Origin of the sequence: Nocardia jiangxiensis NBRC 101359 (assembly GCF_000308615.1) — a bacterium.
Lineage (GTDB): Bacteria > Actinomycetota > Actinomycetes > Mycobacteriales > Mycobacteriaceae > Nocardia > Nocardia jiangxiensis.
Genome location: NZ_BAGB01000046.1, coordinates 182290 through 194967, shown reverse-complemented (window position 1 = coordinate 194967; position 12678 = coordinate 182290). Strand labels below are relative to the sequence as shown.

At 64.7% G+C, this 12678-nt stretch carries 13 protein-coding genes and 1 pseudogene; 6 read left to right on the top strand and 8 right to left on the bottom strand.

What is annotated here, in order from left to right:
- The 5 genes from ON40_RS20430 to ON40_RS20410 all read right to left on the bottom strand — a co-directional run.
- The coding region (locus tag ON40_RS20430; RefSeq protein WP_040825158.1) for a LysR family transcriptional regulator at positions 1-272 on the bottom strand (272 nt) is incomplete at its 3' end.
- Between the two features lie 65 nt (positions 273-337).
- The gene (locus ON40_RS20425) at positions 338-1324 is read right to left on the bottom strand and encodes an isopenicillin N synthase family dioxygenase (RefSeq protein ID WP_040825157.1); all 987 of its coding nucleotides are present in this window, start codon (positions 1322-1324) and stop codon (positions 338-340) included.
- 81 nt (positions 1325-1405) lie between these two features.
- Positions 1406-3100: an MFS transporter gene (locus ON40_RS20420; protein WP_051193343.1), complete on the bottom strand. Its 1695-nt coding sequence runs from the start codon at positions 3098-3100 to the stop codon at positions 1406-1408.
- Complete coding sequence (locus ON40_RS20415; protein WP_040825155.1) at positions 3097-3546, bottom strand: MarR family winged helix-turn-helix transcriptional regulator; 450 nt, start codon at positions 3544-3546, stop codon at positions 3097-3099. The genes ON40_RS20420 and ON40_RS20415 overlap by 4 nt, the downstream gene beginning before the upstream one ends.
- Before the next feature lie 71 nt (positions 3547-3617).
- Positions 3618-4649, bottom strand: coding sequence for an alpha/beta fold hydrolase (locus ON40_RS20410; RefSeq protein WP_040825154.1), 1032 nt, complete (start codon positions 4647-4649; stop codon positions 3618-3620).
- 131 nt (positions 4650-4780) lie between these two features.
- Between ON40_RS20410 and ON40_RS20405 the strand changes: the two genes are divergently transcribed.
- The 5 genes from ON40_RS20405 to ON40_RS20385 all read left to right on the top strand — a co-directional run bounded on the left by ON40_RS20405 (position 4781) and on the right by ON40_RS20385 (position 9403).
- Complete coding sequence (locus ON40_RS20405; RefSeq protein WP_040825152.1) at positions 4781-5680, top strand: LysR family transcriptional regulator; 900 nt, start codon at positions 4781-4783, stop codon at positions 5678-5680.
- Between the two features lie 419 nt (positions 5681-6099).
- Positions 6100-7074, top strand: a complete 975-nt coding sequence (locus ON40_RS20400; RefSeq protein ID WP_051193342.1) for a helix-turn-helix domain-containing protein — start codon at positions 6100-6102, stop codon at positions 7072-7074.
- Positions 7064-7270 (top strand): DUF397 domain-containing protein, encoded by a 207-nt coding sequence (locus ON40_RS20395; protein WP_040825151.1) that lies wholly within the window; start codon positions 7064-7066, stop codon positions 7268-7270. Before ON40_RS20400 ends, ON40_RS20395 begins: the two co-directional genes overlap by 11 nt.
- Positions 7271-7389: 119 nt before the next feature.
- A complete protein-coding gene (locus ON40_RS20390) occupies positions 7390-7941 on the top strand; it encodes an AAA family ATPase (protein ID WP_051193341.1) in 552 nt (183 codons plus the stop codon).
- Between the two features lie 394 nt (positions 7942-8335).
- On the top strand, positions 8336-9403 hold the full coding sequence (locus ON40_RS20385) for a fatty acid desaturase family protein (protein ID WP_040825150.1): 1068 nt from the start codon (positions 8336-8338) through the stop codon (positions 9401-9403).
- 165 nt (positions 9404-9568) lie between these two features.
- Here the strand turns inward: ON40_RS20385 and ON40_RS20380 are convergent.
- Positions 9569-10552, bottom strand: a pseudogene (locus ON40_RS20380) (RNA polymerase sigma factor); the annotation flags it as partial.
- Positions 10553-10969: 417 nt separating this feature from the next.
- On the opposite strand from ON40_RS20380, the gene ON40_RS20375 reads away from it, so the two are divergent.
- Entirely contained in the window at positions 10970-11173 is a 204-nt protein-coding gene (locus ON40_RS20375) for a cold-shock protein (RefSeq protein ID WP_040825224.1), read from the top strand.
- Between the two features lie 104 nt (positions 11174-11277).
- Here the strand turns inward: ON40_RS20375 and ON40_RS20370 are convergent, their stop codons facing one another.
- Positions 11278-11652, bottom strand: coding sequence for a DUF222 domain-containing protein (locus ON40_RS20370; RefSeq protein WP_245567911.1), 375 nt, complete (start codon positions 11650-11652; stop codon positions 11278-11280).
- 226 nt (positions 11653-11878) lie between these two features.
- Complete coding sequence (locus ON40_RS20360) at positions 11879-12622, bottom strand: SDR family oxidoreductase (RefSeq protein ID WP_040825148.1); 744 nt, start codon at positions 12620-12622, stop codon at positions 11879-11881.
- Between the last annotated feature and the right edge of the window lie 56 nt (positions 12623-12678).

Here is a 12678-nt window from a genome sequence, read left to right as displayed (position 1 = left end):
GAACCACCCGGCGCGAAAGCGGCGACAGCCCGCTCCGCCGCGCCGACCGCAGCCAGGATCGTCCCGGCGTGCGCGAGCAGTTCGGTCCCGGCCGGAGTCGGCCGCGCACCGGTCGGACCGCGGATCAGCAGCGGCACGCCGAGCTCGCGTTCGAGTGCCGAAACCTGCTGGGAGATAGCGGATGTGGTGTAACTGAGCACGGTCGCGGCGGCACTGAGCGAGCCGCAGCGAACCACCTCGTCGAGCACGCGCAGGCGGCGGACATCGAACATGCGCTCACGCTACGACGCCCGTGTCGGCGTGCCCATCGTTGTAATCAGCGCGAGGATTTCCGCCGTCAGTACGCCGCGGCCGGACCTTTCGGTGCGATGCCGTGGTGCAGTTCGGCCACGTCCGGGTGGGCGCGGGTGCGGGATTTCCAGGCGTTCGCGCCGTAGTTGTCGAAGATGGGATTGTCCGGATCGGCCTCCACGCCGCGGGCGTGCGCGGCCAGCTCCGGCGGCAGGTCCACGATCGGGATCCGCGCGTCCAGCCCGGGATTGAGGAAGTACGGAATCGAGATCCGGTCGGTGCCTGGTTCCGGCGCGATCACCCGATGCCTGGTCGCGCGCAGATATCCGTTCGTCGCGACCTCGAGCAGTTCGCCGATGTTGACGATGAACGCGCCGGGCAGCGGCGGCACGTCCAGCCAGCGATCGGGTTCGATCTCCACTTGCAGGCCCTGGGATTCCGGCTCTACCAGCAGCAATGTCAGCACGCCGGAATCCTTGTGCGCGCCCACGCCCTGCGGATTCTCGACGTTGCCCGGATAACGCACGACCTTGATCAGCGTGGCCGGGCGATCGGCGAACGCCGCGTCGAACAGATCCTCCTCGGCGCCCAGCGCGACCGCCCAGTGGCCCAGCAGCCGACGTCCGACCGCGGCCAGCGTGGCATCCCAATCCTGGAGTGCCGCACGGAATTCCGGCAACGCCGAGGGCCACAGATTCGGCCCCTGCAACCGCCGGTAGCCCTCGGCGCCGGGGATGACCGGACGTTTCGGACCGATATCCATCTGCTCGCGCCAGTCGACCGCGCCGTTGGTGAGCTCACCGCCCAGCCGCGAATACCCGCGGAACTGCGGACTGCGCAACTGGCTGATCTCCTGTTTCGCCTCCTGCGGCAGAGCGAAGAAGCGACGCGCGACCGCGAGCAGATCATCGATCTGCCGCTGCGGCACACCATGACCGGTCAGATAGAAGAATCCGGCCTCGTGCGTCGCGGCGAGCAGCGCCGCGCGGAACTGCGCGGTGTCGGCGTCGGTCAGATCGAGAACAGGGAGCATAGGCCCACTGTGATCGATCCGAACGGCCCGCGCACGCGTCTGCGCACGTTGTGCACGCGATTGAAGAAAGTCTTCAGGGTCTCATTCGCCGGTGTGCGGGGTGACCGGCGGACGACCGCGCAGCAGCGAGGCCATCGCGCTGACCAGCGCCATGATCGCCGCGGTGGTGAACACGATCACCAGACCGTGGTGGAACGGCCCGGACACCAGTTGCGGGAAGAACGTCGTACCGGTCAACGCGTCCGCATTCGCCGGGGGCAGGCTGTTCAGCACGTCGGGCCCGAGCAGATGCGCGATCGGGTTGTTCCCCAGGAAGGCGGAGAACAGGCTGCTGACCGGCGGGAGCGAGGCGAGTTGATCGGCGGTGCCCGAGGACACGCCGTGGGATTGCAGCCCGCTGGACAGGGCATGCGGCAGGCCCGAGGCCAGTCCGCTGATCATCAGCGAGAAGAACACCCCGATCGACAGCGCGGTACCCGAATTCTGCAGGGTGGCACGCATTCCCGAGGCCACGCCGCGTCGTCCGGCGGGCACGCTGCTCATGATCGAGGAGGTGTTGGGCGCGGAGAACATGCCCTGTCCGAATCCGCTGGCCAGGATCAGCAACGCGAACGCGGGATACGGGAACACCACCGGAAGCGCCATCAGCCCGAGGAACGAGGCCGCCACGATGAGCAGTCCGACCGTGGCGAACAGTCGCGACCCGTACCGATCGGACAGATAGCCGCACAGCGGTCCGGCGATCAGGAATCCGGCGGTCAGGGGCAGCATGTAGATTCCGGCCCACAGCGGCGTGGACTCGTAGGAGTAGCCGTGCAGCGGCAGCCAGATCCCCTGCAACCAGATGATCAGCATGAATTGCAAACCGCCACGGGCAATCGAAACCAACAGCGCGGCAAGGTTTCCCGCCGCGAAGGCACGAATGCGGAACAAGCCTAGCTGGAACATCGGTTGCCGCACCCTGGTCTCGATCACACAGAACGCGGCCAGTAGCAGCACACCGCCTGCCAACGCCCCGATCACCCACGGATTGCTCCAACCGGTGGCGTGCCGCCCGTACGGCTGGATGCCGTAGGTGATGGCCGCGAGGATGATGCTGGTGCCGACGGTGAACGTCGCGGTTCCGGCCCAGTCCACCCGGGCGGGCTGGCGCGCGCCGATCTCGCGCAGGCTGCGGTAGGACCACACCGTGCCCACGATGCCGACCGGGACGCTGACCCAGAACACCGCGTGCCAGTCGATCGCGGCCAGCACGCCACCGGCGAGCAGACCCAGGAACTGCCCGGCCAACGCCGTGATCTGGTTGACGCCCAACGCCATTCCGCGTTGCCTGGCCGGGAAGGCGTCGGTCAGGATGGCCGCGGAATTGCCGGTGAGCATGGCGCCGCCGAATGCCTGCACCATCCGCCAGCCGATCAGCCACATCGCGCCGCCGGACCCGTGCATCGGGTCCATCGACAGTGCCAGCGACGCGGCGGAGAAGACCACGAATCCCGCGTTGTAGATGCGCACTCGGCCGAACATGTCGCCGAATCGGCCGAGCGTGACCACCATGACGGCCGAGACCAGCAGATAGCCCAGGATCATCCAGAGCAGGTAGCCGATATTGCCCGCGGCCAGCGGATCCAGCCCGATGCCGCGGAAGATCGCGGGCAGCGAGATGATCACGATGGAGGCGTCCAGGGAGGCGATGAGCACGCCGAGGGTGGTGTTCGACAACGCCACCCATTTGTAGCGGTCGCTGATGGCAGGTCGCTGTAATTCGGTGGTACTCATAGACGTTCGGCAAGCCTCTCCAGCAGCGGGACCGCATCGAGCAGCCGGCGGCGTTCGGCCGCGGTGAACTCCGCGGTGAGCACCTGGCTGATGCGCTGGGTGGATTCGGAGCGACGGTCGTCCAGGATGCTGCGACCGGCGGTGGTCGCCGACATCACCACCCGTCGGCCGTCCTCGGCGTCGGGGCGGCGAGCGACCAGCCCACGTTCCTCCAGTGCGGCCAGGGTCGTGCCCATGGCCTGCGGCCGCACCCGTTCCAGCTCGGCCAGCGCACCCGGGGTCGCGGGCCCCTGCCCGTCCAGCCGGGCCAGTACCGATACCTCCGAGAGTGTCAGCTCACCCGAAGCATGCCCCTGCCGCAGCCGCCGGGTGATCCGCCCGACCGCGATCCGCAGCCGAGCGGCGGTACCGCACAGCTCCGCGCCGTCCCCGGCTTCCTTATCCATGGTAATAACAATAGACTTATCAACCTGAAGTAACGAAACTCTCCGGCGAACGCCCTGCTGGCGGGGTTCGATCAGCGGTGTGCGCTCATCTTGGCGACATCCGTTACGGCCGTGGCGAATTCGCGCGGAGCTTCCTGCGGGACGTTGTGTCCGATACCGTCCAGGACGCGGTGGTCGTATGGTCCGGTGAACAGGGCGCGGTATCCGGCTCCACTCTTCGCGGGGCCGTCGAAATCGCTGCTGATCGTGATGGTCGGGACCGTGATGCCGGGTTTGGCGGCCAGGCGGCGCTCGTCCTCGTCGTACTGCGGCTCCCCGGCAGCCAGGCCCAGCCGCCAGCGGTAGTTGTGCACCACGATGTCGACGTGGTCCGGATTGTCGAAGGCGGCGGCGGTCAGATCGTAGGTCGACTCGTCGAAATGCCATGCGGGCGAGGCGGTCTGCCAGATCTGACGGTTGAAATCCTTGGTGTAGCGGCGGTAGCCGAGTACGCCGCGCTCGGTGCTGAAGTAGTACTGGTACCACCAGCCGTATTCGGCCTTCGGCGGCAGCGGCTGCGCGTTGGCCGCGACGTCGGTGATCAGGTAACCGCTCACCGCCACCAGCGCCGAGCACCGCTGCGGCCACAGCGCGGCCACGATATCGGCGGTCCGCGCGCCCCAGTCGTAGCCGCCGAGGATCGCGGACGGGATCTTCAGCGCGTCCATCAGCGCGATGACGTCCCGGGCGACCGCGGCCTGCTGGCCGTTGCGCACGATGTCCTCGGACAAGAAGCGGGTGGAACCGTAGCCGCGCAGATACGGGACGATCATCCGCATACCCTGTGCGGCCAGGATCGCCGAGACGTCGGCGTACGCGTGGATGTCGTACGGCCAGCCGTGCAGCAGGATCACCGGTGTCCCGTCGGCCGGGCCCGCCTCGGCGTAACCGATGTCCAGAACCCCGGCGTTCACCTGCTTGATCGGGCCGAGCGTGTGCTGCGGCGCGGCCGGGGGCGTTCCGGTGTGCTGCCGGGCGGGGGACGGCCCGCACGCTGCCAGTGTCGCCGTGCCGGCCACCGCGGTGGTGAAGCGGGCGAAATCCCTTCGGCTGAAACCGGTCACGGTCGATCTTCCTTCCGGATCGTGCGTGCGTCGTGGTCGGCGCTGCTGGTATTCATCACACCCTCTGCGAGTCATCGAGTCCAACGATTGCTTCAGATTCGAGTCATCACTTAAATTGATAAGGTCGAAGCGTGGAGTTACGGCAGATCGAGCACTTCCTCGCGGTCGCGGAGGAGATGAGTTTTTCGCGCGCCACCGAGCGTGCGCATGTGGTCCAGTCGGCGCTGTCGTCCTCGATCGCGAAACTCGAACGCGAACTGGGTGTGCGATTGTTCGATCGGGCGCGTCAGCAGATCCGGCTCACCGCGGCGGGGGAGCGGTTCCGGGTGCATGCCTACGAGATCGTGCGGGCGACTCGCGCGGCGGCCGAATCGGTCGTTGAATTCCACGGAACATTGTCCGGCACAGTCGATTTCGGATCGCTGATCTCCTACGGTCCACTGGATGTCGCCGGTGCGCTCGGCGAATTCCATCGCGCGCACCCGTTCGTGCGACTACGGCTGCGGCTGAGCCAGGCGGGCGCTTCGGCCTACCTGTCCGCCCTGGTCGAGGGTTCGCTGGATCTGGCCCTGGTCTCGATGCCCAATCGCTTTCCGCCGCAACTGGATCTGCGCCTGCTGTTCGAGGAGCCGATGGTCTTCGTCTGCCGCACCGACCACCCCCTCGCCGGCCGCGCCCGCGTCGACGTGGCCGAACTCGCCGAGGAGGAACTCGTCGGCTTCCCTCCCGAATTCGGCCTGCGCAGACTGATGGACGACGCCTTCCACACCGCCGGAGCCCGCGCGCACACCCGATACGAGGTCCCTGCCGGATACGCTGCCATCGCCGAACTGGTCGCCAACGGCCTCGGCACCGCATTCATGCCCCCGTCCGAGGCCCGGCGCTTTCCGGCCCTCCGCCAGATCGACCTCGCCGACCCGGTCCTGTGGCGGGTCTATCTGGCCTCGCCTCCGGCCAGCCAGATGACCCCAGCCACAACACGTTTGGCGGACACCCTGCTGGACGCCGCTGCTCGCGCCCGAAAGGGTTGATCTGCACAGTGGAACGTTTCCACTGTGTGCCAATTATGGCTTTCTGCAACATGATCCGGTTATGCTCGGGTACCGCAGCGGCAGGCAGGCCGCTCATGCGCCGGTAGTTCGCAGGCCGCGATACCAGGGGACCGGCGCATATCGTCTGATCCATTGCACCTCGATTCATGGTGTTGTCGGTGATGAGTGCGCCCGGCGGACTCGGCGATTCCGTTCGCCGAGTCCTGTGTGCCGCAAGGTGATCCGTCACTCGCAGCACGACCGGGTGCTGCCACAGCACACCACCGGTCTCCGTTCGGGACCGGCAGAAATGAGAACTCCCGTGTGATTGCCGATGCGCCGCAGGAAGGAACTCGCTTTCGACGGCGCATTCGGTCCCATTCCCCATCCGGCATTACTCGATTTCCCAGGAGGATTCCGTGACCAGCGCCGAGGACAGCACCAGCACCGAAGATGCGATGATTAGCGAAAATACAACCGCTAGTACGGACATCACCGAAGACGACGGCCCTTCGTCGACCCTGCCGCGTCGTCAACTCGGAAGATTCCTGCGGGAGAGTCGCGACGCGACCGGATTCACGATTGCTCGCGCAGCGAAACAGGTGGATCTGTCCAGAGCTGTTCTGCAACGTATCGAGACCGGACAGATTCAAAAGATCAGTCGGCCAGTCGTACAGGCATTGTGCGAGCTGTACGACGTGAGTCGAGAAGACACCGATGCGGCAGTCGATCTCGCGGCGCAGGCGCGAGCGAAGAGTTGGCACTACATCTACGGTGGGATGTTCAGCAATGCGCTCAACATGTACATCGGGCTGGAGTCGGCGGCACGGCGGCTGACGACGTGCCAAGACCAGTGCATTCCTGGACTGTTGCAAACCGCAACCTACGCGCGAGCGGTCATCAGTGCTTCTCCCTTGTTCACCAGCCGAGAGGAGATCGAGCGACGTGTGGAGCTTCGAATGAAACGTCAAGCCTTGATAATGCGCAGAACGCACCCAATCGAATTGGATGCGGTACTGCACATCTCGGCGCTTTATCGTGTGATCGGCGGAGCGCGCACGATGGCTGTGGCGCTGCGTCATCTCGCCGAGTTGTCGAAACGACCTAACATCACGATCCGCATTCAGCCGTACAGTGCTGGCCAGACCTGGGGGATACCGCACAGCTCGTTCGTCATTATGGACTTCGACCACGAGGCGATAGGTGAGCCTGTCGAACCCCCGGTGGTCTTCATAGATGGTGGCGCGGCACCGGATGTCTATATCGAGAAACCGGACGAGATCCGAAGGTATCGTGAGCTTGTCGCGGCCATCCAAGCTACATGCCTGGGTGAGGTAGAGACCAGAAACCTGTTGCGGCAGGTGGCGAAGGAGCACGAGCGCAGTGAACGATGACCTATCAACAGCGAAGTGGTTCAAGAGCTCTCACAGCGAAACCAGCGCGAACTGTGTCGAGGTGGCATGGCTCGGTGAGGGCACAGTCGGCGTCCGGGACTCCAAGAACCCGAACGGCCCAGCCCTGACCTTCACCCCCAGCGAATGGGACGCCTTCGTCGCGGGCACCAAGACTGACGATTTCAACCGCCCGTAACCACGGCTTGTCCTCTACGGCAACGGCTCTGATCCCACCTCGGATCAGAGCCGTCGCCATTCGCCAGCACCGTCACATCCTTGGAGCACTCGCCTCTCGCACCCGATACCCTCGAACCCGTGATCGTCTGGCTGAACGGAACCTTCGGAGCCGGGAAAACCACCACCGCGGCAGAATTGGCAGCACTGCTACCCGGGTCGCGGATCTTCGACACCGAGGAAGTCGGCGTCATGCTCCGTCACGTCCTGGCCTCCGAGCCCGTCCGGGACTTCCAGGACTGGCAGCCCTGGCGCGGGCTGGTCGTGGCCGCCGCGACACAGCTCCTCGACTACGTCGGCGGCACCCTCATCGTTCCCCAGTCCGTCCTGGTCCACCAATACTGGCAGGAAATCCGCACCGGGCTCACCAACGCCGGGATCCCGATCTGCCACGTCGTCCTCCACGCCGACCGCGACGAACTCATCCGCCGCATCGACACCGACCCGACGATGCCGCACTCACAATGGCGGTTCGACCACCTGGATGACTACGACGCCGCCCGCTCCTGGCACAGCCAGGAAGCACACGTCATCGACACCACCAGCCTGAAACCCCATCAAGTCGCGAAACTCATTGCTGCACAGGCAGATCAAACCCGCTCCGCAACGACCAACCGAAATCCTGCCTCATGATCAACGAGATCCACCGCGCCGCAGACAGCCATCCACAACAACACCGGCTGGGACACTCGACGCGTGTTCATCCGCACTGAATGCTGAACCGACACCAGAACGGTGATTCAGCCCGCCCGCAACGACCACCGCGAGGGGGTTAGTCGGGTGCCAGGTCCCGGATCTACGCCCCGACCTGTAGGCTGCGGTGCGCGCCGTTATCACACTGCAGTCCGATTTCATGTCATACCAAGGGATTACATCGAACGAGAATCCGGTCGATAACTTCGAATCGTCACTCCCGCTCTCGACACACAAGCAGCTCCCGCTGAAATCGAAGCTCCGATCGACATCGGTCGATCGGCATCGAGGACGGGCGAAGTTGGCATCTCCGACCCAGCTCTCAGGAAGATTCATGACCACACCAGCCTTGGTTCCAGAGTCATTTCCACGATCAGCGCGGCCCGGAGCCGACGGTGATTACGCCCGTCTGTTGCGCCGGATCTCCGACGCGGGACTGATGACCCGGCGTCCCCTCTACTACGCGGTCCGGCTCAGCCTCGTCGGGATCGCGTTCACGGTCGGCTGGGCGGCTTTCGTCCTGGTCGGTGACTCGTGGTGGACGCTCATCGTCGCGACGTTCATGGCCGTGACGTGCGCTCAGGTCGCCCTGGTCATGCACGATGTCGCGCACCGCCAAGTCTTCCGGCTACGGCGGCCGACGGAGGTCATGGGCCGGGTCGTCGGCAACGCCGGCATCGGACTGGCGTACGGCTGGTGGCAGGACAAGCACACCCGGCATCACGCCAACCCGAACCACGAGGAACTCGACCCCGATGTCGCACCCGACATTCTCCTGTGGTCGCAACGGCAAGCACGGGCCAGCCGTGGCCTGCCTCGTCTCATCGGGAGGGCACAGGCATTCCTGTTCTTCCCTCTGCTGATGCTGTTGGGACTGAACCTCCACCTGTCCGGCGTACGTGCGCTCAGAAACAAATCGGTCAAACACCGCGGACTGGAAGGCGCGCTGCTGTTCGGCCACTTCGCCGCCTATCTGGCCGCACTGTTCGCGGTTCTGCCCGCCGACAAAGCGTTCGCGTTCCTCGCTGTCCACCAAGCGATGTTCGGCCTGTACATGGGCTGCATCTTCGCCCCGAACCACAAGGGCATGCCGACTCTGACCGGCGACGACCGCCCCGACTACCTACGCCGACAAGTGCTGACCTCCCGCAACGTGCGGGGCGGCGTGTTGACCGACCTCGCCCTGGGCGGACTCAACTATCAGATCGAGCACCACCTGTTCCCGAGCATGCCGACCCCGAACCTGCCTCACGCCCAGGTGATCGTCCGCGACTACTGCGCCGAAATCGATGTGCCCTACCACGAGACCGGGCTGATCTCCTCTTACCGCGAGGCACTGAGTCACCTGCACCACGTCGGCGCACCCCTGCGCACCACCGGCCCGCAGCAGAACGCCGGATGAAAGTTCCCGCACTGCTCGGCGCCTGATGTCTGCAGCCCGCTCGACCCCGGCATAAAGCCGGTCGGAAAGCCTTGCCGGTCAACCGGTCTGGATGGCTGGTGGTCTCGTACGAAAACCGCTGGAGGTGCGCCGGCGCCTCCAGCGACTACTCAGGACCATTGCCCACTATCCGAGGTAATCCCGAAGCAACTGTGAGCGCGATGGGTGACGTAGCTTCGACATCGTCTTCGACTCGATCTGCCGGATCCGCTCACGGGTGACGCCGTAGACCTTCCCGATGTCGTCGAGCGTTCGAGGCTGCCCATCATCCAGGCCGTAACGCAGGCGCATCACGCCGGCTTCGCGCTCGCTGAGCGTGTCGAGTACCGACCGCAACTGCTCCTGTAGCAGGGTGAACGCTACCTTCTCGATGGCTACGACAGCCTCGGAGTCTTCGATGAAATCGCCGAACTGGGTCGCGCCCTCGTCACCGAGCGTCTGGTCCAACGAGATCGGTTCCCGTGCGATTTGCCGAACCTCGAGAACCTTCGCGGGTGTAATACCTAATTCCGCGGCAAGCTCCTGGGCTGTTGCCTCGCGGCCCAGCTGCTGAAGCAGTTCGCGCTCTACACGCCCGAGCCTGTTGATGATCTCCACCATGTGCACGGGGATTCGTATGGTGCGGGCCTGGTCGGCCATGGCGCGAGAGATCGCCTGGCGAATCCACCATGTGGCATAGGTCGAGAACTTGAATCCTCTGCTGTAGTCGAACTTTTCGACCGCCCGCACCAGACCCAGATTGCCCTCCTGGATCAGGTCGAGGAAGGCCATGCCATGCCCGCTGTACCGTTTGGCGATCGACACCACCAGCCGCAGGTTTGCCTCGAGCAGATGATCTTTGGCCGCGATGCCGTCCTGTGCGAGCCAGGCCAGGTCTCGGTGACGTGCGATCGTGAGACCCGAGGGCTCCTCGCATTCGGCCTGCAGTTTCTGTACCGCATACAGACCGACTTCGATCCGGACCGCGAGATCGACCTCCTCGGCCGCCGAGAGTAGGGGAACTCGCCCGATCTGCTTCAGATACGCGCGTGTCGAGTCCCCACCGGCGGTGAGCTCGGCTTCCTTGCGCGCCCGACGCAGCGCCGGAGACTCCTCCTCATCCCAGATGTCGTCCGCAGCGTCATCGTGCTCCGCCAATGTGCCGGTGGAATCTTGGTCATTTGTTTCGCCTGCGGTCGTTGCCACATTCGCCTCTCCGAGAGATTCGGGCGGCATCGCGATTCGAGAAACAGGACCGCAGAGAGGCCTCGAGCGGCTCGGCAATCACCGGGACCAATGACCAGCGTACTGGTCAACAGATGTTCACTCGGCAGCGATTCGGATTCGGGCCGACTCCGTGCCGCTGTGCGCCGACCGGGTGTCGGGGTGGTGGCGCTGCGAGCGGGCGTCGCTCCTGCCGGTCGCTGCGCGACCGCTGGCCGAAACACGATGCGAAGGATCATCGGAGGTCATGGCATAGTGGGAGTCGAGGACGGGCTTCTTACCAAAATTTGCCCGGCTCACTACAGAAGAGAAGTTGTTTACAGCATGACTCAAGGCAGTGTGAAGTGGTTCAACGGTGAAAAGGGCTTCGGCTTCATCGCTCAGGACGGAGGCGGCCCGGACGTCTTCGTGCATTACTCGGCCGTGAGCGGCTCGGGTTACAAATCCCTCGATGAGGGTCAGCGTGTCGAGTTCTCGGTGGAGCAGGGTCAGAAGGGCCCCCAAGCCGTGGACGTCCACGTCATCTGATTCATCGCGCTTCGTGAAGAGCTTCGCACCGACCAGGGGGCGAAGCTCTTTTTGTTGCCCGCAACAGACCTAACTCGGGCTTCAGGCGAGCTGGTCTTCGAGGATCACGATCCGGACGGCCGAAGTATCCGCTCGCCCATCAGCATGTCGGTGCGTGCACGCGGTTGAGATGTCGCCACCGCCCTCCACGCCTTTCTGACACGTGAGCGCGCTCGCGGAGCGGCGTTTTCGATTCGCCGACGCGCCTCGGAGGCACTGATCCGCAGCAGATCACTCAATAGGTCCGCTGTGTCCCGGTAGCCGGTGTCGGCGGCGAGACCACGGCGCTCGGCCTCGGCGACGGCGGCGACCATGGCCGCACCCAACCGACGCCGACGGCGTTCGGTTTCGACGAGGGTGCGCAGCAAGTCGACATCGGCCAGTTCCGACCATCTCCGTGCCGGAACATCAGGTGCCAGTGCAGTCGAATGTGTGTTCACGCGAGCCACCCTACATCAGTCTCGAACATTTGTTCGATGACCGGCTTGTCCAGCGCGTCGAACTTTCCGGCAGGGTTGGTCGGTCCACCTCCACCGTCCAGCGGGCCCTGCGGCGGCGCGGCTTGCTCCTGCCGCAGGGCTATCGACGGCGATGCCTTGGATTTGGAGGTTATCGTGACCAGGGGAAAAGCGCTCGATAAGCGGCTATGAGAGCGCATTCGACGGATTACAACTGTGATGCTCCACCGTCCACCGGTAACTCTGCTCCCGTGGTGAATGTCGCGCCGAACGCGAGGTACTCCACTGCGGTGGCGATCTCCTCGGACAGTCCGAAGCGTTGCATCGGATTGCGGCTGCGGAACTCTTGTTTCATCGCCTTCGCGGTCTCGGGTGGCATCGACCGGTCCAGGATGCCGGTGTCGACCGGTCCGGGGCTGATTGCGTTGACGCGGATCCCGCGCGGCAGCAACTCTCGCGCCAGCGACCGTGTCATCGACCGCAGTGCAGCTTTGCTCGCCGCGTAGACGCTGATCATTTCGATGCCCTTGATGTTCGCCACCGACGTCGTCAGTACCACGCCGGCGCCCTCACGCAGCAACGGCGCGAGCTTCTGCACCGTGAAGTATGGGCCCTTCGCGTTGATCGTGAACAGTTCGTCGTATATGTCCGGTGATGTGGACTCGAATGGCGCGGACGCGGTCACACCCGCATTCACGAACAACGCGTCCAGCAGGCCGAATTCCGTCGCGACGCGTTTCGCCAGTGCCTCGATGTCCGGCAGGGATGCCGCGTCGCTCTGGACGGCGATCGCGTTGGACCCCAACTGTTCTCGCGCCGTGTCCAACGTCGACCGGTTGCGGCCGGTGATCAGTACTCGCGCTCCGGAATCCACGAACAACCGCGCCGTTGTCAGTCCGAAACCGCTGCTGCCACCGGTGATTACGATGTTCTTGCCCTTGTAGCTGCCCATGTCTCCCAGTCAACGACGTCGCGGGCGCACCGTCCAAGACCTGTTTCGCACGTCGT